General features: G+C 43.7%; 19 protein-coding genes. 9 read left to right on the top strand and 10 right to left on the bottom strand.

What is annotated here, in order from left to right; translation table 11 throughout:
- Positions 1-21: 21 nt before the first annotated feature.
- Positions 22-1,377: a M24 family metallopeptidase gene (locus TQ33_RS01615; RefSeq protein ID WP_046560514.1), complete on the bottom strand. Its 1,356-nt coding sequence runs from the start codon at positions 1,375-1,377 to the stop codon at positions 22-24.
- Between the two features lie 240 nt (positions 1,378-1,617).
- Between TQ33_RS01615 and TQ33_RS01610 the strand changes: the two genes are divergently transcribed.
- The 4 genes from TQ33_RS01610 to TQ33_RS01595 are packed head-to-tail and all read left to right on the top strand — an operon-like array spanning position 1,618 to position 8,016.
- A complete protein-coding gene (locus TQ33_RS01610; RefSeq protein WP_046560513.1) occupies positions 1,618-2,211 on the top strand; it encodes a TetR/AcrR family transcriptional regulator in 594 nt (197 codons plus the stop codon).
- Positions 2,212-2,216: 5 nt separating this feature from the next.
- Entirely contained in the window at positions 2,217-3,362 is a 1,146-nt protein-coding gene (locus TQ33_RS01605; RefSeq protein ID WP_046560512.1) for an efflux RND transporter periplasmic adaptor subunit, read from the top strand.
- A gap of 9 nt (positions 3,363-3,371) precedes the next feature.
- Positions 3,372-6,512 carry a multidrug efflux RND transporter permease subunit gene (locus TQ33_RS01600; RefSeq protein WP_046560511.1) on the top strand — a complete coding sequence of 1,047 codons (3,141 nt, stop codon included), beginning with the start codon at positions 3,372-3,374 and terminating at the stop codon, positions 6,510-6,512.
- Positions 6,505-8,016, top strand: a complete 1,512-nt coding sequence (locus TQ33_RS01595) for an efflux transporter outer membrane subunit (protein ID WP_046560510.1) — start codon at positions 6,505-6,507, stop codon at positions 8,014-8,016. Before TQ33_RS01600 ends, TQ33_RS01595 begins: the two co-directional genes overlap by 8 nt.
- A gap of 111 nt (positions 8,017-8,127) precedes the next feature.
- Here TQ33_RS01595 and TQ33_RS01590 read toward each other — a convergent pair whose 3' ends face one another.
- The 3 genes from TQ33_RS01590 to TQ33_RS01580 all read right to left on the bottom strand — a co-directional run bounded on the left by TQ33_RS01590 (position 8,128) and on the right by TQ33_RS01580 (position 11,103).
- Complete coding sequence (locus TQ33_RS01590; RefSeq protein WP_046560509.1) at positions 8,128-8,628, bottom strand: hypothetical protein; 501 nt, start codon at positions 8,626-8,628, stop codon at positions 8,128-8,130.
- A 108-nt stretch (positions 8,629-8,736) separates the two neighbouring features.
- Positions 8,737-9,690 (bottom strand): hypothetical protein, encoded by a 954-nt coding sequence (locus tag TQ33_RS01585; protein WP_046560508.1) that lies wholly within the window; start codon positions 9,688-9,690, stop codon positions 8,737-8,739.
- A 366-nt stretch (positions 9,691-10,056) separates the two neighbouring features.
- The gene (locus tag TQ33_RS01580; protein WP_046560507.1) at positions 10,057-11,103 is read right to left on the bottom strand and encodes an AI-2E family transporter; all 1,047 of its coding nucleotides are present in this window, start codon (positions 11,101-11,103) and stop codon (positions 10,057-10,059) included.
- 107 nt (positions 11,104-11,210) lie between these two features.
- Here TQ33_RS01580 and TQ33_RS01575 point away from each other — a divergent pair, with 107 nt between their 5' ends.
- From TQ33_RS01575 to TQ33_RS01565, 3 genes are read left to right on the top strand one after another with little or no spacing between them, the layout of a single operon-like run.
- Positions 11,211-12,017: a TatD family hydrolase gene (locus TQ33_RS01575; protein WP_046560506.1), complete on the top strand. Its 807-nt coding sequence runs from the start codon at positions 11,211-11,213 to the stop codon at positions 12,015-12,017.
- A 16-nt stretch (positions 12,018-12,033) separates the two neighbouring features.
- Complete coding sequence (locus tag TQ33_RS01570) at positions 12,034-13,914, top strand: MFS transporter (protein WP_046560505.1); 1,881 nt, start codon at positions 12,034-12,036, stop codon at positions 13,912-13,914.
- 46 nt (positions 13,915-13,960) lie between these two features.
- Positions 13,961-14,512 (top strand): SRPBCC family protein, encoded by a 552-nt coding sequence (locus tag TQ33_RS01565; protein WP_046560504.1) that lies wholly within the window; start codon positions 13,961-13,963, stop codon positions 14,510-14,512.
- A gap of 1 nt (position 14,513) precedes the next feature.
- On the opposite strand, the gene dtd is transcribed toward TQ33_RS01565, so the two are convergent.
- The 5 genes from dtd to TQ33_RS01540 form a co-directional block, all read right to left on the bottom strand.
- Positions 14,514-14,951, bottom strand: coding sequence for a D-aminoacyl-tRNA deacylase (dtd, locus tag TQ33_RS01560; RefSeq protein WP_046560503.1), 438 nt, complete (start codon positions 14,949-14,951; stop codon positions 14,514-14,516).
- Positions 14,952-14,953: 2 nt separating this feature from the next.
- Complete coding sequence (locus TQ33_RS01555; RefSeq protein ID WP_046560502.1) at positions 14,954-15,319, bottom strand: hypothetical protein; 366 nt, start codon at positions 15,317-15,319, stop codon at positions 14,954-14,956.
- Between the two features lie 110 nt (positions 15,320-15,429).
- A complete protein-coding gene (typA, locus tag TQ33_RS01550; RefSeq protein WP_046560501.1) occupies positions 15,430-17,250 on the bottom strand; it encodes a translational GTPase TypA in 1,821 nt (606 codons plus the stop codon).
- A 78-nt stretch (positions 17,251-17,328) separates the two neighbouring features.
- Positions 17,329-18,027: a sel1 repeat family protein gene (locus tag TQ33_RS01545; protein WP_046560500.1), complete on the bottom strand. Its 699-nt coding sequence runs from the start codon at positions 18,025-18,027 to the stop codon at positions 17,329-17,331.
- 171 nt (positions 18,028-18,198) lie between these two features.
- On the bottom strand, positions 18,199-20,028 hold the full coding sequence (locus tag TQ33_RS01540; protein WP_169745455.1) for a sensor domain-containing diguanylate cyclase: 1,830 nt from the start codon (positions 20,026-20,028) through the stop codon (positions 18,199-18,201).
- Between the two features lie 465 nt (positions 20,029-20,493).
- Here TQ33_RS01540 and TQ33_RS01535 point away from each other — a divergent pair, with 465 nt between their 5' ends.
- Positions 20,494-21,579 carry a DUF814 domain-containing protein gene (locus tag TQ33_RS01535; protein ID WP_046560499.1) on the top strand — a complete coding sequence of 362 codons (1,086 nt, stop codon included), beginning with the start codon at positions 20,494-20,496 and terminating at the stop codon, positions 21,577-21,579.
- Positions 21,576-21,797 (top strand): sulfurtransferase TusA family protein, encoded by a 222-nt coding sequence (locus TQ33_RS01530; protein WP_046560498.1) that lies wholly within the window; start codon positions 21,576-21,578, stop codon positions 21,795-21,797. Before TQ33_RS01535 ends, TQ33_RS01530 begins: the two co-directional genes overlap by 4 nt.
- Positions 21,798-21,813: 16 nt before the next feature.
- Here the strand turns inward: TQ33_RS01530 and TQ33_RS01525 are convergent, their stop codons facing one another.
- Positions 21,814-22,791: a class I SAM-dependent methyltransferase gene (locus TQ33_RS01525; protein ID WP_046560497.1), complete on the bottom strand. Its 978-nt coding sequence runs from the start codon at positions 22,789-22,791 to the stop codon at positions 21,814-21,816.
- Positions 22,792-22,823: the final 32 nt, after the last annotated feature.

Here is a 22,823-nt window from a genome sequence, read left to right as displayed (position 1 = left end):
TTTTAGTTCTCGCTCTACAGATTAACGGACAAAGTGCCACTCAGTTTGGCGTCCACCCAGATAAATAACCTGCTCACCATCAAACACGGCGGATTGCTCCAGCATGATCTGGATCAGCTGATTATTCCACTCAGGCAAGCTGACTTTGACATTACCTTCGATGGCATAACCTGTATTTGGATACAGTTTCCAGTCACCTTTCACAGGCGTTGGCCCTTGATTATCCCACATACCGATGGTTGGCCCTATTGCATGTCCCACAAAACCCAGAGGGTGAGTATAAGTGCTAGAGTTAATGCCTTGACGCTTTGATGCCTTATGTGTCGCAGTTAAAATGTCATTTCCCGTTCTGCCGTTTTTAAATTCCGCAGTCAGGATATCCTGCCACTGATTGCCTACTTTTAAAGCTTTGACTAAGCCTTGCGGTACTTCATATTCACCAAACTTGGCCACATAGCCCATTTCCTGCGTATCAGTACAAAGTTTTAAATAACACAAGCCAACATCGGTATGAATAATGTCACCGGGTTCGATCGTTCGATTACCCTTCCCAAAAAATGGTGAGTTAGGCTCGTTTTCATCACCTCGTCGTTGAATGGTGACATAGGGCTGGAACCACGGTTTTACACCAAGTTCCTCAAACCGTTCTCGAATATACCAAGCAACATCTTGATCCGTCGTCACGCCCGGTGTAATCACTTTATTGGAAAACGCTTCGTCGATAACACCCCTCGCCACTTTCACGATTTGCGGATATACCTCTAACTCCGGTGCTGTGCGCGTCTCCATCCAGCGAATCACCAGCTCTTCAGAACTGACCAATCGCTTTTGGTATTTTTCTGGTAAATGCTTGAGTAGTTTTTGATGTAGGCCTTGAGTTAATCCGTCTGCTAAAGCCCACTCTTCACTAACATTAATACCAATACTTTTCGGGTCATAATCTTCGATGATCTCAGCAAGGCGATCCCACTGCTGATCGACGGTTCCGCCTTGCCAACGCGATTTATAAAAGTCACCAATGTCATAACGACTGACACTAAAGCGCTCTACTGTATTTGCTTTTTTGGCGAAAACCAACAATGTTGTACGTCTAGCAGCAAACGTCGGTTCTGGCACAAGCGTGTAAAATAAGGCATCTTCGCCATACTCACGGTTAATCACCAGCCACATATCCAGATCAGACTCTTTCATCAAGCGAGGGAGTAGATGATCCAGTCGGTGTTTCAAAATACGGTTAACCGGCTCGACTCGGTCACGATGCGACAGCACTTTTGGCGTTTCCGTTATTTCCACCCCCTGTCGATACTCCTCGGCATTCGTCGTTAAAAGACTCAAACCTAACACGGCTACAACACCTAGATTCACCCACTTACTCATAGAAATCTCCTATCAAGCCATTTTTGATGCTAATGGTGACTATCGTTAACTTTTATACTTATACAAAAAATTATCTGTAATTTCATAATCTTACTGATATTACCACTCACTCAAACAAAATACACCTGAGCTTTTCAACCAAAACAGACACATAATTTAACAAATACTTGCCCATCATGTGTTGCGTCAAACATCCGAACCGCATAAAATGAATGAACGTTCATTTTATTTTGATATGCCATGTCCAAACAGCACCAAATCCTCGAGGCAGCCATTCGTTTATTTGTCGAACGGGGTCTTCAAGGCTCTTCTATGGCACTGGTTGCGAAAGAAGCTGAGGTCGCGACAGGGAGTGTTTACAACTACTTTGAAGGCAAAGAACACCTGATAAACGAGTGTTTCCTCCACGTAAAGCGCAGTGAAGTCGAGTTTTTGCTCGAGCATTATGACGCTGAGGCTAGTTTTGAGGACCGCTTTAAAACGGTTTATACCAAAATAATCCAGTTTATGATGGAGAACTGCTCCTATTTCAGGTTCTTGCATTTATATGCCTTCTCACCCGTGATCACGCAAGAAACACGAGAAAAGCTTTTCCCTCTGTACGAGACATTCTTCAAACTCTATGAAGGTGCGTATGAGGCCGGCGTGATCCGCTCACCCGATGCCCCAGAACAGCATCTATCAATTTATGGTGGTATGAGCTTCTTGATGCATTACTACTACGTCAATGGCGTAGAGATTACCGAAGAACGAATTCAATCAATGGTCGACTTTGCCTGGTCTGCGCTGAGTACCCCTACTCACAACACCGCTACGCAACAGGCTCAAGGATAAACAGTATGAAGAAAATAGTTTTAATCAGTACTTTGTTGATTAGCGCCAGTGCAACCACTGGGTTTGCCGCACAACAAGGTGAACAGCAGGCTGCTCCGGTACAAGTAGCAGAAGTGACTGCAGAAACCACAACCATTACCCAGAATTTGCCAGGCCGCGTGGTAGCCGTTAGAACGTCAGAAGTTCGCGCACGAGTTGATGGCATTCTTGAGAAGCGCCTGTTTACTGAAGGCGTGGATGTAAAGCAAGGTCAGCCTCTTTTCCAAATCGATGATCGCGTGATGAAAGCCAACCTCAACGCAGCGAAAGCGGATTTGAGCAATGCCCGAGCACAGCAAAAGTTAAATAAGCAAACCTTAAAGCGTTACGAATCACTGTTACAACAGGGAGCCGTCAGTCAGCAAGAGTACGACACTTACCTAGCACAAAGCCAACAAGCTGATGCTCGCGTCGAACAAGCCAAAGCTGAAGTTGAAAAAGCTCAGATCAGTTTAGACTACGCCACCGTTGAAGCGCCAATTTCTGGTCGTATTGGTCGCGCTTTAGTCACTGAAGGAACTTTGGTCAGTGCCGCCAACGCCACCCATTTAGCAACCATTGAGCAACTGGATGAAGTGTATGTCGACTTTACTCGTTCACCAACTGAGATCAACAAGATGCGTGAGTTGTTCTCAAGCTCAGACGCTACTGATTCAGAGTCTCAGCAAATTGAAATAATGTTCAACGACGGCACGCCTTATGAGCACCCAGGGCATCTAGAGTTCTCTAGCCTCTCGGTCGATCGTGACACAGGCTCAATCTTATTGCGCGCCACCGTAAAGAACCCCGATAACAAACTATTACCGGGCATGTTCGTACGCGTGAAAGCGCCTGTTGCTGATTCACAAACCTTATTACAAGTTCCACAAAAAGCGGTGCAAGTCACGGCTCAAGGCGCCATGGTTAAAGTGGTCAAAGATGGCAAGTTAGCCATGCAGCCAGTCGAGTTAGGACCCATGATGGGCACCAGTTGGGTAATTAAAAGCGGTTTAGCTGAAGGCGATAAAGTTATCGTCAGCAATACCCAGTTTTTACAACCTGGAACACCTGTACAAATTTTGCCGAACTCAAATAAACCACAAGAAGCGGAAGCGTCTCATACGCAGAAATAGGTACTACTTATGGCACAGTTTTTTATTAACCGACCTATCTTTGCATGGGTGATCTCTTTACTGATACTACTCGGTGGAACCCTAGCTGTTCAGAACTTGCCGGTGATGGCGTATCCCGATATATCACCTCCACAAGTCACGGTAACCGCTACTTATCCAGGTGCTTCAGCTGAAGTGATTGAAGACACCGTCACCAGTGTTATCGAAGAAGAGATGAACGGTATCGAAGGCTTACGTTATATCAAGTCTGATAGTTCACGTACCGGTACTTCAACCATTGTTTTAACCTTCGCCACAGGTACTGACACTGATATCGCTGGCGTTGAGGTTCAGAATCGCCTTAAGCGTGTTGAGGCACGTTTGCCCGCGTCGGTTCGAACTCAGGGTGTCAATATTGATAAAACGCGTCCTGACTTTTTGATGGTGGTATCACTGTACTCACCGAATGGTACGCATGACGCTACTGACCTAGGCGATTATGTTGATCGTGCTATTTTAGGTGAAATGCGTCGTATCGACGGTATTGGTAGCGCGCAACTGTTCAGCTCAACTTACGCCATGCGCGTATGGGTTGATCCGAAAAAGATGGCTTCCTACGCCATTACGCCGAGTGAAATTTCACAGGCCATTCGCGATCAGAATGCACAGCTCGCAACTGGTGAACTGGGCTCTCTACCCTCGCCGAGCAACCAGCAAATTAATGCGACGATTTTAGTTCCGTCACGCTTATCGACACCTGACGAGTTTGGCAACATTATTCTTCGTTCATCAAGCGACGGTGCCATTGTGCGCCTAAAAGACGTTGCCGAAGTTGAACGTGGCGCTAATAACTATGGTTCTGCGGCGATGTTAAATGGTCAAGACTCAGCGGCATTTGCGCTTAAGCTAAGCAACGCCGGTAACGCCTTAGAAGCGGCAGAATCGGTTAAAGCTAGGATGTCAGAACTTGAGCAGTATTTTCCTGAAGATGTTGAATGGGTTATTCCTTACGACACGTCAATCTTTGTCGACGAATCGATTAGCCAAGTCGTTCAGACCTTAGTCGAAGCCGTATTCTTAGTCACGCTAGTCATGTTCTTATTCTTACAGAGCTGGCGTACCACCCTGATCCCATTGATCGTCGTTCCAGTATCCTTGATTGGTACAGGTATGGGGCTTTACTTGCTGGGCTTCTCAATCAACATGCTCACCATGTTTGCCATGGTATTAGCGATTGGTATTGTGGTCGATGATGCCATTATCGTGGTCGAGAACATCAAACGTATTCTTGATGAAGAAGACATAGGCCCTTATCAAGCGACCAAGAAAGCCATGAAACAGATTTCTGGCGCGATTATTGGTACCACTGCGGTATTGATTGCGGTATTTATTCCGATGGCCTTCTTCTCAGGCTCGGTCGGTCGAATTTATCAACAGTTCTCACTGACTATTGTCTTGAGCGTGGCTATTTCGGCGTTCTTATCTTTGTCATTAAGCCCAGCCATTGCGCAAGGCTTATTGAAGAAAGAAAAAGAAGGCAAGAAGGAATGGGCTCCGTTCCGTTGGTTCAATAAAGGCTTCAACAAATTTACTGACACCTACATGACCAATGTCAAAAAGTTATTCAGAAAAACCGGTTTGTTGATCACCATGGCGGTGTTTGTTGTGATTACCGCTTTTGTCGGCTGGCGTTTTGCCAGCATGCCAACAGGTTTCGTGCCTTCAGAAGACCAGGGCTTTATCGTTGCCTCGTCGCTGATGCCGTCGGGGTCGACGCGCGCTCGGACACTTGAGCTAACCAAAAAAACCGATGCTTGGTTCTTGAATCAGCCTGAAGTGGAACGAATTATCACCGTTGCTGGCTTCAGTTTCTTTGGTACCGGTCAAAATACTTCGATCACCTTCGTCAATTTAAAACCATGGGGTGAACGCGAAGAAATGCGTAACGCTGACGAATTAGCAGGGGCAGCGACAGCAGAGTTTATGAAATACCAAGAAGGTAATACCTTCGCTTTTAACATGCCGTCAATTCCTGGCTTGGGTAACAGCAGTGGTTTCGACTTCCAGTTACAAGATAAGTCTGGCGTCGGCACACAACAGTTGATGGGCGCCGCCTACCAGTTAATTGGTATGGCATCGCAGTCAGGCAAGTTTGCTGAAATTCGTCCGGACACTTTACCACCAGCGCCGCTGTTAACGTTTGAAGTGGATCGCGTTAAAGCGCGCTCGTTGGGCATTGATATCGGCGAGTTAAATAACACGCTGCAAATTGCTCTAGGCTCAGCCTACATCAACGACTATGTCGAAGGGCAGAAAGTACGACAGGTGTGGATTCAGTCAGATGCAGAGACTCGTTCAACGCCTGAAGAAATCCTAAGCATGCAAGTCCGCAATACTCAGGGCGATCTGGTTAACTTGTCGGAAGTCGCCACAGCAAAGTGGACCGAAGCACCAGCCAAGTTAACGCGCTACAACGGTTCTGCCTCGATACCATTAACCGGTAATGGTGCCGAAGGCGTCAGCTCGGGTGAAGTCATGATGCTGATGGAACAATTCGCAGAAAACTTACCGAAAGGTATCGGCTACGAATGGTCAGGGCAGTCGCTTGAAGAAAAAGTCGCTGGCAACCAAACAGCCTTACTGTTTAGCCTATCGTTCTTAGTCATTTTCTTAGTGCTAGCTGCACTGTATGAAAGTTGGTCAGTACCGTTGGCCGTCGTCCTAGTAGTGCCTCTTGGGATCTTAGGATCGATACTTTTCGCAGAATTCAGCTCCATGGCTAACGACATTTATTTCAAGGTTGGCCTCATCACCATTATTGGTTTGTCGGCTAAGAACGCGATTCTTATCGTTGAGTTTGCGCGCGAGGCACAGGGCGAAGGCAAGAGTGCTCTCGAAGCGGTTACCGAAGCGTGCCGCTTACGTTTGCGCCCTATCCTAATGACCTCGTTGGCGTTCATCATGGGCGTATTACCTCTGGTACTTGCCACAGGTGCAGGTTCAGCGAGTCGCCAGGCCATCGGTACCAGCGTCATGGGCGGTATGATTTCCGCGGCGGTGTTAGCCATTTTCTTTGTGCCAGTATTCTACTTACTGGTGCGCAAGATTTTCCCAAGAAAACTAAAACACTACGAACTTGCCGCTAAAGGTATGGAGATTAAAGATGACTAAATCATTCACCAGCAAAAGCCTAACCTCCGTCACGGCCTTGGCAGCTAGTTTGATTTTATCAGGCTGTCTGTCTATGGCACCGAATAACGAGCGTCCGCAAACCTCGATTGAGCACAGTTTCGGGCAAAGTAATAGACAAGACTCAGGACAGAAACTAGAAGCTCAAGATGCAGCTTTTACGCTTGAAGCTTGGCAGGACTTTTTCCCTGATGCTAATGCACGCGTCATGATTGAAGAAGCATTAGAGTCGAATACAGATTTGAGAATTGCTATCGCTCGCATGGCGGAAGTGGAAGGTCGCTATCAAATACAGCGCGAAGATTTATTTCCGTCAATCAGCGGTGAAGTGAGTCAAACCCGCACCAAAAATTCGGCGAATGTCTTCACTCTTCCAGGTGTAGATAGCATTCAGGATATTTACAGCGCAAACGTTGGTTTAATGTCGTATGAGTTGGACCTGTTTGGACGTGTTCGCTCGCTCAACGATGCCGCTTTAGCACAGTACCTATCCAGTGCAGAAGCCGCTCGCTCGGTAAAGTTAAGCGTTATTGCCCAAACCGCTAACGCCTACTACAGCTGGATTTCAGCTTACCGCAGTTTAAACCTAGCAGAGAAAACACTGAAAAGCCGTCAAGAAAGCTTAGACTTGATTCAAAAGCGTCTCGACACAGGTATCGCCAGTGAGCTGGATTTAGCACAAGCACAGGCCGCCTTAGCCACCGTTAGCGCGCAAAAAGCACAGTTCGACCGTGCTCACGCCGCTGCAAAAAGTGCACTAGAGTTATTAATTGGTAAACCTCTATCAGCCGTTAACTTTGATACGGAGCAATTAAAGTTAGCTGCGATGGCCATAGAACTTCCTGACAACATCAACTCAGAAGTGCTATTAAGTCGCCCTGATGTTTTGTCAGCGGAACAAAACTTATATGCGGCTAATGCCAATATTGGTGCTGCTCGTGCTGCCTTCTTCCCGTCAATTAGTTTAACCGGGCAATACGGCTACTCCAGTACCGAGTTCGATAATTTGTTTGATAGCGAATCCAAAACATGGAGCTTTATGCCATCCATCCGAATTCCTATTTTTAATAATGGTTTGCAAGCGAACTTAGATATTGCCGAAGCACAACAGCAGCGTTTAATCGCTGAGTACGAAAAAGCGGTGCAACAGGCTTTCTCAGAGGTGTATCAGTTGATGGCTAACCGCTCCACCTACGGCGGCGAGTTAGACGCTAACCGCTCCTTAGTTAAAGCGCAAAGCAAACGCCTACAGTTAGCAGAAGCAAAGTATAAAGCCGGCCTAGCGAGTTACCTTGAAGTGTTAAATGCACAACAAGATCAATTCACAGCCGAACAAGCGTTACTTGAAACTGAACGCGCACAGCTCGCGAACGTTATCTCGTTATATAAAGCACTTGGCGGCGGCGACAAAGCCGTGACTTACGCACCTAAAAAAGATGCTGAAAGCATGGATACAAAAGCTCAAAGTTCTGGAGTAACAGAGTAAACATAAATCTACCCCTTAGTGTTTATTCGCTCCACTCAGCCCTGCTCTTGCAGGGCTTTTTTTATTGTTCAGGGAAGTTAACGTCCCGCTTGCGCTGTTTGTTATGTGCTCTCATTGAAACTCTTGGAGCTCAAAGGGTTTGGAACACGTTTCATTCCATAGCTGTTCTTGAACTGAAGCCATTATTTCACGGCTTACAGAGTCCTCTAGTATTTCACTTAATACATCATCGGGAATTAAAACTTTGTGTGAGTGCCCTGGCTCGATTGATATTGGACAGCCATCATCAACCTTATATAGGGATAAACTTGAGTGAACCCATCCATAAGTAGAAAACCAACGCCTATGTTTAATTGACTCTAAAATGACTTTAAAAATATTTGTCTTTCTCCACGGGTGGAGAATCGACAACCCGGATATATGAACAACTTGAGCTGAGGGGTTTTTAATGAAAACATATACGCCAGTTTTAATATCGTCTTCTTCACCTTCAAGCCCATAAATCAGCTTTACGGCTACTTTTCTCCTAGACTTTAATACATTCCAGAGAAAAACAAAGCTCGAAAGTACTGCTCCATAAATTGCCAAAAATTCAGTTAACTTTAGATCCAATATCTGCTCCTAACTCTCAACTCCGATGGGTACATAACGCCGCGCTCTGAGGCAAATTTGGAGCGTAGCGGAAAATTTGTCCGACAGCAGCGCCTTGTTAGCAGTACATTACTCTGCCATTACTTTTGCCCACATATGTGAACAATACCCGCAAACATTATCATCAGATATTTCTTCTGGGGGGATATTGCAACCACACCTTACGCACTCATGCGTCGCAGAATCACCACAGGATACACACACACCTTCGAGGAAAATATATGCCCCATCAAAACAGAATGGACAGTCAACCACAGGTTTATCACCACCATCCTTGTGTGCCGAAAAAGCGTCATCTGCGTAAAATTGCTTAACCGCGTCATTTACTATTTCTTCATAGTGCGACTCTCTCTCACACGCCCTACATTTAAATGATGCTTCTATGGCCTTGTCAGAATCTTCTGTTTCGATTAATCCAGAGCCACACTCGTCACATCGGTATGCTTGCAATGCGTAAAGAATTTCATTGCTAAAGTAATCAAGCTTCTCTAACGAAGAATCACACTCCTGTTTTTCCTTTGCGTAGACCTCGTTTACATCGACTAATATTTTCCAATAGTCTTCGCCAAGCAATGATTTTGGTTCTTCCTCCAACTCATCTGCGATGAAATCTCGTATTATTAGAAATGAATCAGAAATTAGCTGCTGGACTGACTCGTTGTTTAAGGTGCTGTAATAATGTTCTATATCATTACGATACTTGTTTATTCTTTCCAGCCTCTTCCAGTCTACCGATATGTTAAGTGATTCAAATCGGTCTTTGATATTTTGAACATCGACTGTTTTTTTACCCCTGCCAATCCAATTAACTGCGCCGGTTGCGTCAATTTCTGGCAGCACCCTTTGCTTGATTAATGCCTCATCGGAACCTACGGGGCTAAGCTCGCATAGCTTATGCTTAAATAGCAGAAGAATTCCCGCAAATATATTGCGAGTAGAAGAGATTATTCTCCTCTCATCAGCAGACTCAAAGTCTTCTAATCCAATTGCTATCGAATCTAGTGCATTCTGCAGAATACTCATGACCTTTCCTTGTACTGCTAACATAAGAATACCCGAACTGGACTATAACCCGCTAATTTATAAAGAATAATTTCTTTCACTCCAAAAAAGTGGCTAATACCATAGTAAAGGCGGTCTTGAAGTGCATTATCGCTTGGAATTCTAATAAAATGAGCACTAAACGGCGGTTTTTCCTACAGCCCTATTCCAGTATTCTTAATTTTTTCGTTTAATATTTATATAAAGAGACTACTTTAAGCTCTGAGAAGAGTCAAAGCCTCTGAGCTGAGGTAGTTTGTCTCTGGTAATAGCACGCAGCAAGCCGATACGAGATCCCCGCCTCCGCGGGGATGACTGAATAGGTTTATTAACAATAAACCTATTCAGTCACTTATCACCCAACATAATGCCGATCCATTGGGTTTCTTTATTACTATCGAGGATGATTTTGACGATGATGGTCAGAGGTACTGACAGTAACATTCCGACAGGCCCTAAAACCCAGCCCCAGAATAATAAGGATAGGAATACCACTAGGGTTGATAAGCCGAGTCCTTTGCCCATAAATTTAGGTTCGACGATATTACCGACAACAAAGTTAACGGTTAGGTAACCCGCAGCAACTAACAGCGGCGTGGTAATCGAGTCTTGGGTTAACCACGCCATAATAACCGCTGGAACCGCGGCGATAATCGAGCCGATATTTGGTACGAAGTTAAACATAAAGGCGACTAGGCCCCACAAAAACGGATACTCGACGTCTAGAATCACCAGCCACACGCTGATTAAGGCACCGGTAAGCAAACTGACAATTGATTTAATGGTGGCGTAACGCTTAATTTTATCGATTACTTCGCTTAACCCTAAGTGCGCTTTGCTTTCTGCGCTTGGGAAGGCACGCTGCATTTTTTCACCAAAGACACTGGCTTCCATCAATAAAAAGATCGAGGTCAAAACGATTAAGAATAAATTACTGAGCATGCCTCCTAAGCCGTTTAGGACAGACGCGGAAAGGCTCATCACGGTGCTGGGTGAAAATCGTTCCGCTAGTGAAGCTTCTGGAATATTAAAACCAAGCCCTTCTAGCCAGGTCATGGCCCCAGCAAGCTTGGCTCTTAGCATGATTTCGTACTCAGGCAATTTGGCTGAGAACTGTTCTACCGAGTTACCGACTAAACGTCCAATCAGGAAAAATAAGCCCGACATCAGCACCACCACCAATATCATCGCCAACCAGTCAGGTATGGTTTTATCCGTTTTCGGTACTTTTAGGTTGGCTAAGAAGAAATACAGAGGTCCTAAGATGATTGACACAAACAGCGATAAAATCACTGGCACCACAAAGCTACTGGCGGCTTTTAGTCCAGCAATAACGATAAAGGTAGCTGCAATCGCTAGCAGTACGTTGGTGACGCGGCTCATATCTGATGACATAGGGTTCCCTGTAATAATTGGTATCTGGTAGCAAGTATCATTTCTCGTCAAAATAGTTTATAACAAGGAAGCAAAATCACAAGTCTACAAGCAAAAACTACAAATTTATGTCATTTATTGATATCGGCGTTAACCTTACCAATAACCGCTTTAATGACGACTACGAACAAGTCATTAAAAAAGCACGCGATCACCGTGTCACAGCACAAATCATTACAGGAACAACTTCTGCGGAGAGTCAGCAGGCTTTTGCTTTAGCTGGGCAGTTCCCTGACTTATTCTCCACCGCAGGCTGTCATCCGCATGATGCTAAAGACTTTAAGGATGAGGATTTGTCACTGCTAAGGAAGCTGCTGCAACAGGATAAAGTGGTTGCCGTTGGCGAATGTGGCTTAGACTTTAATCGTAACTTTTCGCCCCAAGACACTCAGCTCGCGGTTTTTGAGCAGCAGTTACAACTCGCTTGTGACATTCAGAAACCTTTGTTTTTGCATGAACGAGATGCTGGCGAAGCCATGATTAAGCTACTTCAACAGTATCAGTCTAAACTTCCCAAAGCGGTGATTCATTGCTTTACTGGTAGTCAGGAAAGCCTCGAACAATATATCGATATGGGAATTTATATTGGTATTACTGGCTGGATTTGCGACGAGCGTCGTGGGCAAGACTTAGCGCAAATGGTGCATTTAATTCCCGATGACAAGCTGATGATAGAAACTGATGCGCCGTTTTTAACGCCAAGAGATTTAAACAAAGAGCAGAAGGCGCAACTTAAAAGTAATCGTAACGAACCGTGCTTATTACCGCATGTTGCACACAAAATTGCAGACTGCCGCCAACAGCCGTTATCAGAGTTATCCCAAAACTGCTTTAACAACACGGTGAGCTTTTTTAACTTGCCGATACAACAATAAGCCAAGGAATCGACCAATGGCACAAAACCAATTTTCATTATTTAAACAAAAATTCTTTTCATCGTTTTTTATTACGCAAGCCCTTGGCGCGCTTAATGATAATATCTTCAAAAGTGCTTTATTGATTTTTATTGCTTTTAGGGCTGGCGATGAGCTTGGTTTAAACTCCGACTTGCTTAACAATATTGCGGCTGGCCTTTTTATAATTCCCTTCTTTTTGTTTTCCGCTACCGCAGGTCAGATTGCGGAAAAGTATGAAAAGTCGGCACTTATTCGAAAAATCAAAGTGCTGGAAATAGTGATCATGGCGCTAGCCGTTCTCGGTTTCTTTCTCAATAATATTTGGTTTTTACTTGGTATTCTGTTCCTAATGGGGTTTCAGTCGAGTTTGTTTGGGCCTATCAAATACAGTATCTTGCCACAGCACTTATCGGACAAAGAATTACTGGGCGGTAATGGTTTGGTCGAGATGGGAACCTTCCTCTCAATTATTATTGGTACAGTGATTGGCGGTGTTCTTATTGGTTTTGATGAGCTTGGCGTTCGGATACTGAGTGTTTTATTGTTGGTGGTTTCTGCTTGCGGCTACTTAGCCAGTCGACGAATTCCAGAAACCCCTTCCGCCCAACCTTATTTAAAAATCAACTGGAACCCCATTACCGAAACATGGCGAACCTTTCAGTACGCACGAGCCAATCGAGTAGTCTTCTTATCGATTTTGGGCATCTCTTGGTTTTGGTTCTATGGTGCTGTGTTTCTTACGCAAATCCCTAACTTTACAAAAGTTAGCCTAAACGGTAATGAAAATGTTGCGACCATGATTTTAGCGACGTTTTCGGTAGGAATTGGCGTGGGCTCAGCCCTGTGTGAATTTTTATCAGGGCGAAAAGTGGAGCTGGGGTTAGTGCCTTTCGGCGCGATTGGTATGACATGGTTTGCCTTGGATATTTACTTTGCCAATCCTACCAGTAGCTATATTGGCGAGTTAGGGCCATCAGCTTTTCTTAGCCAAGATGGCGCGGTTAGAACGCTTCTAAACTGTGCCTTTGTCGGTATCTTTGGTGGCTTTTACATTGTGCCTCTCTACGCGCTAGTTCAAGAGCGTTGTGATAAATCGCACCTCTCACGCGTTATTGCAGGCAACAATATTCTCAATGCGTTCTTTATGGTAATCGCTGCTGCTTTAGCGGCTGTTTGCCTTGGCAACGGCATGACTATTCCGCAGTTCTTTATGTTGACTGCGATTCTAAACGCGGTTGTCGCGATTTATATATTCAGTCTCATTCCTGAATTTTTGATGCGCTTCTTAATTTGGATTCTGATCAACACCATCTATCGCGTCAAAAAAACTGGTCTAGAGAACGTTCCTGAGGAAGGTGCCTGCGTGGTGGTTTGCAATCATGTCAGTTATGTTGATGCCTTGATTATAGGAGGCACTGTCAGACGCCCTATTCGTTTCGTGATGTACCATAAAATTTTCAAAGTCCCTGTGCTTAGCTTTATTTTCAGAACGGCAAAAGCGATTCCTATTGCAGGACATAAAGAAGATCCTGAGTTGCTGAATGAAGCCATGTACAGCATTGCTGAAGCGCTGGATCAAGGCGAAGTAGTCTGTATTTTCCCCGAGGGCAAGCTGACTTCAGATGGTGATATGAACGAATTCAAATCCGGCATCGAACGCATCATTGAAAAGACACCCGTTCCAGTCGTCCCTATGGCGCTTCAAGGGTTGTGGCATAGTTTATTCAGCCGCAAGAAAGTAAATAAGTTTATTGATCGCCTTAAGCGTCTGCGCACAAAAGTTACATTAGTGGTCGCTGAGCCAATATCACCAGATGAAGCAAACAGAGAACACTTGTATACTGTGGTAAAAGAGCTAAGGGACGATAAGCCTTAGCCAGCCATTGAAGTAAATTATTGAAGACTATTTTTAAGAGAAACCTATGAAATTCGTGAAATATTTTTTTATTGTTATCGGCGTTATTTTATTAACTTTGGTTGCTATCGGCATCTTCAAGACTGACTACCAAAGCAAAGCCAGCATTGAAATCGAAGCGCCTCAGCATCAAGTATTTGCGGTTTATAACAACCCGTTACTCTACAAGCACTGGATGACCAATTACCAAGGTTTTGAACAGCTCGAAGGTCAGATGAATGAGCTGGGTAATAAACATCGTCTTAAATTCACCACAGGGTCTGGTGAGATTACAACGATTAATCAAACCTTAGCTCAATTTAAACCCAACGAGTTGATTAGCTACAATTACGAGAACCAATGGCTTGAAGGTACTAGCAAAACCACTTTTACGGATACTGGGAATGGCACCACCAAGATTGATTTGCGCTTGGATTACACGGGGCGCGGGATCGTCCAAAACTCCCTACTGTTTCTATTAAGCTCAACCATTGATCAAGGTCATCAGCATAACCTTGAACAATTGAAATCTTTAATTGAAGACTCGAAGCCAGAAGGGCTTGAGTACACCACCGAGTAATCTAAACCTGTAAGTTAAAGGTAACAGGTCCATCGTTTATCAGGTGGACCTTCATATCCGCACCAAACTCACCTGTTTCAACAATCGAGTAAGCGCTTTTTGCTTTCGTGACAAGATAATCAAACAGCTCCTGCCCTTTTGCTGGAGGCGCTGCGCTTGAAAAGCTGGGGCGCATACCGCTTTTAGTATTAGCGGCGAGAGTAAACTGCGGCACTAGCAACAAACCACCACTGACCGCTTCTAATGATAAGTTCATTTTATCGTCTTCGTCAGAAAATACTCGATAGCCCAGTAGTTTCTTTAATAGCTTGTTCGCAGTTGCTTGGTCATCATCTTTCTCTACACCAATCAGAGCCATCAGCCCCTGCTCAATAGCACCGATGGTATTTCCGTCGACAACAACCTTTGCTTCAGTGACCCGTTGAATTAGAGCAATCATAATTAATTGTCGTCAGCGTCATCTTCGTTCGAGTCATCATTAATAACTTCGTCGTCACTCACATCTTTAATAATTACTTCGCCATCGGTAGGACGTTCGCCAATCCCTTTCTCTTCAACAACTTTGGCGTAGGCTTCTTGAACGCACTCCTGCATTTTATCTTGCTGGCCTTCATAATCACCTAAGCAGACACGGTATTCATACTCCAAGGCTTCTTTCACGGTAGTATCTTTAAAGACTGATTGGTCATGTTGGCCGCCCAACAGCGTACTAATGGTTTTTAGTGCTCCCTTACCACCGTTGGTGCTACAGCCCGCAGCGAGTGAGATACTCGCGACTGCTGAAAAATAAGCTATTGCCTTAAGCATGTATAAACCTACCCTTATCATTTGTTTTGTCCCAACTATAGCATAGCCGAAAAAACTTTCAGCATAAAAAAAGCCGCTGACAGAGTAGCGGCTTTATAGAGAACATCAACTTAGTTTTTTGGCGGACGAGCAGCACGTTTGCGCTCATTTTCCGTCAAGTGCTTTTTACGTAAGCGAAGACTCTGTGGCGTCACTTCCACCAACTCATCGTCGTTAATGAATTCAAGCGCTTGCTCAAGCGTTAACTTGACTGGTGGCGTCAAAACCTGCGACTCATCAGTACCCGAGGCACGGACGTTCGTTAGCTGCTTACCTTTAAGGCAGTTCACGGTTAAGTCGTTAGAGCGGCTGTGGATACCCACAATCTGCCCTTCATACACTTCATCACCGTGCTTAGTAAACAAACGACCACGCTCTTGAAGGTTGAATAACGCATTGGTCAGTGCCTTACCCTGTGAGTTTGCAATCAGTACGCCGTTAGAGCGTTGACCAATCTCACCACCTTTGAATGGACCATAATGATCAAACGTGTGGTACATCAAGCCGCTACCAGAGGTAAGCGTTAAAAACTCAGTTTGGAAGCCAATTAAGCCACGGCTTGGCATTATAAAGTCCAATCGAACCCGGCCTTTACCGTCTGGTGACATATTCGTCATCTCAGCTTTACGCTCGCCCAAGCGCTCCATCACACTACCTTGGTGCTCTTCTTGAACGTCAATAGTGACCGTTTCGAAAGGCTCTTCAAGCTTACCATCAACCTCATGGATAATAACTTCTGGGCGTGACACTGCTAACTCGTAGCCTTCACGACGCATATTTTCAATGAGGATGCCTAGGTGTAGCTCACCACGACCTGATACTCGGAACTTGTCCGGATCATTGGTTTCTTCAACGCGCAACGCTACGTTGTGAACCAATTCCTGCTGTAAACGCTCAAGAATATTGCGCGACGTTACAAATTTACCCTCTTTACCCGCAAACGGTGACGTGTTGACTTGGAACGTCATGGTCACTGTTGGCTCATCAACCGATAGTGCTGGCAAAGCTTCGATCACGTTAGGATCACAAATAGTGTCCGAAATTTTCAGATCACCTAGACCTGAAATTGCAATAATATCGCCAGCATCCGCTTCTTTAACTTCATGGCGGTCTAAGCCCATGTAGCCTAATACTTGACCAACTTTACCATTACGCTTCGTTCCGTCAGCTGACACGATAGTGACTTGCTGATTGACTTTAACTTGACCACGCTTGATTCGGCCAACACCGATAACACCCACGTAAGAGTTGTAATCCAGTTGCGAGATTTGCATTTGGAAACCACCCTCAGAGTTTGCAGGAGGCGGCGAAACACTCTCAACGATGGTTTCGAACAACGGCTGCATGTCAGTGCCTTTCTCTTCAGCATCTTGGCTAGCCCAACCATTCAACGCAGAAGCATAAACCACGTCAAAATCTAATTGTTCGTCAGTAGCACCTAAGTTATCAAATAAATCAAACACTTGGTCCATAACCCAGTCTGGGCGTGCGCCAGGCTTGTCAATTTTGTTGATAACAAGGATCGGCTTTAAGCCCTGCGCAAATGCTTTTTGAGTCACAAAGCGCGTCTGAGGCATTGGGCCTTCTTGGGCGTCGACCAGTAGCAATACTGAGTCAACCATCGACATAACACGCTCAACCTCACCACCGAAATCGGCGTGTCCAGGCGTGTCTACGATGTTAATTCGGTAGTCTTTCCACTCAATGGCAGTATTTTTAGCCAGAATGGTAATGCCGCGTTCTTTCTCTAAATCATTAGAGTCCATAACACGTTCTTGCTCGCCAGCACGCTCTCCTAGCGTTCCTGACTGCTCTAAGAGCTTGTCAACCAAGGTTGTTTTACCATGGTCAACGTGAGCAATAATCGCGATATTACGTAACTTCTCAATCATAAATGTCTCAGCAAATCTATATGCGCAAAAAAATTGGCGCCATTCTATACTAGATAGGCTGATTCGCACAGAAAATAATCACTTTTCTTCAGTTTGACTCTTGTCTTGTTCTTGGCTCCCTAACTCTTTTACGGTGACAGAGCCTCCGGTTTTTAACTTAAACTCAATATATTCATCGGTCTTAGCTAAGTCATGCTTCAGGTTACGGATTACTTTAGGATCTCTTAGTGCAACCTCTCTTAGACATTGGTCATAGCTTTGCTGACTTCCATTATCAACACAATAATGCCTTATAAAGCTACAGTTGCCCCTTATACGCGAGCCTCCACATTTTGGTATGGTATTTCGGATCATCCTTTTCAACCTCATGGCTATGACCAAGTCGCTATATTGCTCAGATAGCTCCGCTTTAATGGTTTCGGCTCTGAGTAAATTACTCTCTCCTATACTGGATTTAACGAGGTGGTAATAATCTTTCATTTCTTTAGTTTTACTTCTTTTCGCTAAATTAGCCCACCCATAGGCCTTTAGTGTGTCTTTTTCAATACCTAAACCATGAAAGTATTGTAGCGATACCATATATTGAGCGTATTTATCACCTATCTTGGCTAGTGATAGGTAAAGCTTAAAAGACTTTTCAAACTGCTCTTTCTCAAATAATTCATCTGCTTTTGTCTCGGCATTTTCTTCAATTTTAGGTAGATCAAATAATGTTTCCTTGGCCACAGATAGGTTTGTTATGAACAGAATACATATTGATAGAAATAATTTTGTCACGGGGTTCTTGCCTCCTTTCTAGAATGTCTTGCGGGTTCGTCAGTTATACCGATTCATTATTCATTGAGCAATGAACAAGCGTCTGGCTTATAATTAGTTACCTATAGAGTTTGATTAGTTAACAACGGCTTCTAATCTAAAATCTCGATAAAGAATCGATTTCTCTTCCAGTCATTGACTCTTATGAGTCATTCGGTTTCTTCCACTTTCTTTACTTTCATAGAGCAATTTATCGGCTGTACACAGCATTTTGTCATAATTCATATCAAACTGATTAGTAAGGCTATAGGCCCCAATACTAATAGTGAATTGTATATCATCCCCTTCATATTCAACCGTTAGCTCTTCAATCATTCTCCTAACTGACTGTAGGAGGTGGGAATGTTGCTCCACACTCTCGCCTATAATTAATGCTACGAACTCTTCTCCGCCAAACCTTCCAACGTAGTCACTGTCACGCTGTAAGACCTCTTCGATTGTCTGCGCAACAGTAATCAAGCATGCATCTCCCGCGTTGTGCCCAAATTTGTCATTAATATGTTTAAAGTGATCCAAATCCATAATGGCTAATGTCACATTCGACTGATTGCGACACGCGAGAGGGAAAACTGTATCAACCACTTGCTCAAACCCTCTGCGATTCAAAAGACCGGTTAAAGGGTCATGAGAGCTAAGCTTTTCCAACTCTGCATTTAAAACAACGAGCTCTTCAGTTTTACTGTCTACTTTAGCTTTAAGTTGCTCCTGAAAATCAATCATGACTCTTTGTGCTTGTTGTAGTTGGCTCCTAACAGTCTCGATTTCTTGGCTCGAAAAATATGACGCAGGCTTTGCTGGCACAATTTTATTGGAAGAAAAATATGTCACCAATCGTTCCAGAGGGCGAGTAATATGTTGTGAAAACTTGTGGGCAATTCGTGATGCAATTAAGGACACCACCATTATGCCTATTAAAAGCGCATAAAAACTATTGCGGTAAGCAACGAGCAACTCATCAAAAGGACTTAATATGTATATGTGCCAGCCATTACTCGTCTCAACGGTTTTATAGTTATACACCTTGTCATTGTTTAAAGTTAACGACTTTATGGCATTCGAATATGACTGGGAATTTTCCTCAATCGTTACGGTGTCTAATGGTGCAAGTTGTAAATCATGGGAGCCATAGATAACCTGCTCCGAGGAATCAACCACTAACAACGAGTCCATACCTCCAAGGTTATCAATTGTTTCAAACTTTGGTAAGTTTAGTGAGCCCTCAACTATTCCATAAAATGTGTTATCTCTAATTATAGGGACACTAACAGCAATAATAGGGTCATTCCCAAACCCTCTCCCTCTGAACACATCGGACACAAAAGGCTGACCACTGTCACGAGCTACTTTGAAGTAATCCCTATCGTTTACTTTTCTATCACTCGGCGGCCTCTGCAACAGTTTCTCGAAAGACTGACTAGGGACCCCATTAATCACTACACCTTGGTGATTCGTTAAAATCATGGTGATAAACCCTGGATAACGCTCTACCCATCGGCTCATCAGCTCATGTTCGCTATCGCCACTGCTGTTCTTTTGAAGCGTATCTGCCAGGCTCTCAACTGCCTTCCTATGAAACAACTGATAGTTTTCAGCTCGCTCACGCAGATGTTCAGCCCTAATATCCAGCTCATTAAGTAATTGCTTCTCTAGCTTGTCCGCAGAGTTATCACTTAATACCAGCATTACTATCAGAGAAGGAATCGCAATACTGATTAAACACAGTTCAAAAATACGCTTGGATAACTTTGGCGGGTTGGCACTAATTTGTGAGTAGTACCAGGTATAAGGAATAAAGGCCCTAAGCATGGTTGCCAAAGAAACACTAAGCAAGCCATTAAGCGCCTGCTTTATCAATATGACCTGAGTAAAATCACTTGAGTTGATGTCGTATACGAACAATAGAGTTGTGAAGGTGATCGGGATACCTAAAACAGCCCAAAACATCATGTCAGCTATAATCAACAGCACTCCTTTTCTAAAGAGAACCATTAATACTAGTAATTCTGCTATGCTTAGACCAACTAACGGTAGGCTACCTGTCGACAAGTATAAGCCCAAAGAAGATATAAACAGAGTCACTAAGGCTGGCTTCTCGCCTCGAGTGATCAGGCAAACCAAAACGATTATTTGCCCCAAGTGGATGCTTAAGTTTCCGTATAACGGGATGAGAGCATAATAGTTAACAAGGAAAGCCAATACACCATAGGCAACGCTAAATTGCCAATTTAGTCTATTGGATAAAGCCCCTTGAAGTTTATGCAGCACAAACCCCCAACCTATTATTTATTTTAATATCTCAACTTCCTTTCCAACTTACAAGTTTTTTGTTTTTTAGACGGTCTTTCTTTGCGTGAAAGCCCCAGCTAATATATAATCGCTGTCCATTTTTTGAGCACCGCGCTCCTTGTAAGCTATTGATTTTTCGTTATGACACTAGATACTTCTTCACAAAACACAAGCAATCAACCTAAACAGCGTAAAGCTGTGGCACTGATATCAGGCGGACTAGACTCTCTTTTAGCGGCCAAAGTCGTTCAAGAGCAGGGAGTTCATGTCGAAGGAATTAATTTTTACACCGGTTTTTGTGTTGAAGGTCATACGCACGCAATCCGCAAAAAGGACAAGGATAAACAAAAGCGTAACAATGCTCTATGGGTTGCTGAACAGCTTGGCATAAAACTGCATATCATTGATATCTCAGAAGAGTACAAAGATATCGTACTGAACCCAAAACATGGTTATGGTGCAAACTTGAACCCTTGTCTCGACTGCAAAATCTTTATGGTGAACCAGGCACAAGCTTGGGCCTGGGCCGAAGAGAATGGCTTTGACTTCATCATCACTGGCGAGGTTATCGGCCAACGACCTAAGTCACAACGTAAAGAGACCATGCCAATCATTGCCCGAGAATCTGGTGCTGACGATCGCTTATTGCGCCCCCTATGTGCGAAAAACCTTATTCCAACGTTACCTGAGCGCGAAGGTTGGGTTAACCGTGATGAGTTGTATGACTTCTCTGGCCGTAGCCGTAAACCACAGTTTGAGTTAGCCAAAAAGTTTGGTTTCGAAGATTTCGCACAGCCTGCCGGTGGTTGCTGCTTCTTAACCGATGCTAATTACTCCAAAAAGCTTGCCGACTTATGGGATGCCCGTGGTGAACGTCGCTATGAGCTTGATGATATTATGCTTCTTAAAGTTGGTCGACACATTCGTCCGAAAAAGAACTTCAAGCTAATCGTGAGTCGCGAAGAGGGTGAAAATAATTTCTTACGTGGCTATAAAAAGCAGTTTACTAGCATCCACACTGTCAGCCACGGTGGGCCATTAACCCTTTTGGATGGTGATTTTGATAAGGATGATATCAAGCTTGCAGCCCAAATAGCTGCTCGCTATTCAGGTGGAAAAAATGCTGAGCAAGTCACCGTACAAGTTGAGAACTATAAAGGCACTTCTTATGTCATGGATATCCCGCCAATGGATGCCGATGACGTTAAACAGGAGTGGCATGTATGAGTCAGCATACCTTAGATTGTAGAAACCTTCTCTGTCCAATGCCGGTAATTCGCACACAAAACGCCCTCAAAGATCTCTCCGAGGGCGAATTACTGGAGGTTACCTGTACCGATCCTGGTACCTTGAGTGACATCCCGACTTGGTGCCGCATTAACCAACATGAAGTAATATCCACTGATGAAATGGATCATGAAATCATATTTGTTATCAAAAAATAAATAACATGCTTGGGGTTCAAGAAATCTCTATACCCCAAGCTACTATCTCACCATCATTTTTTAATTCTTCTTTTTTCGTTATTTTTTTTCCATAAGTTACAAAACTTTTATCTAATTTTTCTAAATCTACTTTATCTAATGATGAATCAATAAGATCTATCATTCTTTCTTTACTTAAGTTTAACTCGTTGTGATAACTAATAAGTTTATCTTTGGCGGCGGAAGCACCTTTAATTTTTGCTATATCAAATACTTGACGAGAAAAACTCAAACTTTCTTGCAAAAGATCAGGCACTGAAGATTTTTCAGCCTGAGTTATAACCTTTTGGCTTTCTGAATTAAATTGCTCCCTTGCACTAATTGCTTTTTGGTCTTTATTAATTTTTTTAGCATTGGCTGGGTTTCTTAATTTCGCAAAAACTGGGATTAAACTTTTCATACAATCGAAGAAACCGCCTTTCTCTGACAGTAAATCAATATGCTGAATTTCTTGTTTTGCTACTTTTATTAAGGCTGACTCCTTATGATGAGTAGCAAATCTGGCTATTCCTTTACTTTTCATTACTCGGCAAATTTCTTTTATAACATTTTCATTAAAGGCATATTCAATGCCAAACTGACTAGTTACAAACTCAAATGTTTTTTCTTCAAATGGTAAGTCTGATATATGTGTCCCATATTTGAATCTAACCTTGTCTTTGTAGCTTCCAAACTTTTTTTCTATAACTCTGCTATCCATATCTGACAAATCAACGCCAGTATAATGAGCTAATGCCTTATCTTCTCCTAGCTGGTAGCTTATCAACTGCTGAATCACATCTCCTTTTCCAGTACATAAATCAAGTACCTGATCATTGTTCTTAATCATTTCAGCGGTCTCAGCCCAAAAGTTTTCTAACTGTGAAGCCTTTGCTTTAATACCATCTCTGCATGAATCTACTGAGTTATTTTTCCAATAATTTGTCCAATTATTTTGACGTTCTATTTTGTTCATTACTTTTACTCTACATAAAAAAGAAGGGCGAA

Source organism: Kangiella geojedonensis, assembly GCF_000981765.1.
Taxonomy (GTDB): Bacteria; Pseudomonadota; Gammaproteobacteria; order Enterobacterales; family Kangiellaceae; genus Kangiella; species Kangiella geojedonensis.
The sequence above is the reverse complement of the archived record's forward strand: the minus strand, read 5'-3'. Positions and strand labels throughout refer to the sequence as shown.

Excerpts from the sequence above, each read along its gene's own strand:
- TQ33_RS01615 (WP_046560514.1), bottom strand. The coding sequence starts at position 1,377 with ATGAGTAAGTGGGTGAATCTAGGTGTTGTAGCCGTGTTAGGTTTGAGT.
- TQ33_RS01610 (WP_046560513.1), top strand. The coding sequence starts at position 1,618 with ATGTCCAAACAGCACCAAATCCTCGAGGCAGCCATTCGTTTATTTGTC.
- TQ33_RS01605 (WP_046560512.1), top strand. The coding sequence starts at position 2,217 with ATGAAGAAAATAGTTTTAATCAGTACTTTGTTGATTAGCGCCAGTGCA.
- TQ33_RS01600 (WP_046560511.1), top strand. The coding sequence starts at position 3,372 with ATGGCACAGTTTTTTATTAACCGACCTATCTTTGCATGGGTGATCTCT.
- TQ33_RS01595 (WP_046560510.1), top strand. The coding sequence starts at position 6,505 with ATGACTAAATCATTCACCAGCAAAAGCCTAACCTCCGTCACGGCCTTG.
- TQ33_RS01585 (WP_046560508.1), bottom strand. The coding sequence starts at position 9,690 with ATGAGTATTCTGCAGAATGCACTAGATTCGATAGCAATTGGATTAGAA.
- TQ33_RS01580 (WP_046560507.1), bottom strand. The coding sequence starts at position 11,103 with ATGTCATCAGATATGAGCCGCGTCACCAACGTACTGCTAGCGATTGCA.
- TQ33_RS01575 (WP_046560506.1), top strand. The coding sequence starts at position 11,211 with ATGTCATTTATTGATATCGGCGTTAACCTTACCAATAACCGCTTTAAT.
- TQ33_RS01570 (WP_046560505.1), top strand. The coding sequence starts at position 12,034 with ATGGCACAAAACCAATTTTCATTATTTAAACAAAAATTCTTTTCATCG.
- TQ33_RS01565 (WP_046560504.1), top strand. The coding sequence starts at position 13,961 with ATGAAATTCGTGAAATATTTTTTTATTGTTATCGGCGTTATTTTATTA.
- dtd (WP_046560503.1), bottom strand. The coding sequence starts at position 14,951 with ATGATTGCTCTAATTCAACGGGTCACTGAAGCAAAGGTTGTTGTCGAC.
- TQ33_RS01555 (WP_046560502.1), bottom strand. The coding sequence starts at position 15,319 with ATGCTTAAGGCAATAGCTTATTTTTCAGCAGTCGCGAGTATCTCACTC.
- typA (WP_046560501.1), bottom strand. The coding sequence starts at position 17,250 with ATGATTGAGAAGTTACGTAATATCGCGATTATTGCTCACGTTGACCAT.
- TQ33_RS01535 (WP_046560499.1), top strand. The coding sequence starts at position 20,494 with ATGACACTAGATACTTCTTCACAAAACACAAGCAATCAACCTAAACAG.
- TQ33_RS01530 (WP_046560498.1), top strand. The coding sequence starts at position 21,576 with ATGAGTCAGCATACCTTAGATTGTAGAAACCTTCTCTGTCCAATGCCG.
- TQ33_RS01525 (WP_046560497.1), bottom strand. The coding sequence starts at position 22,791 with ATGAACAAAATAGAACGTCAAAATAATTGGACAAATTATTGGAAAAAT.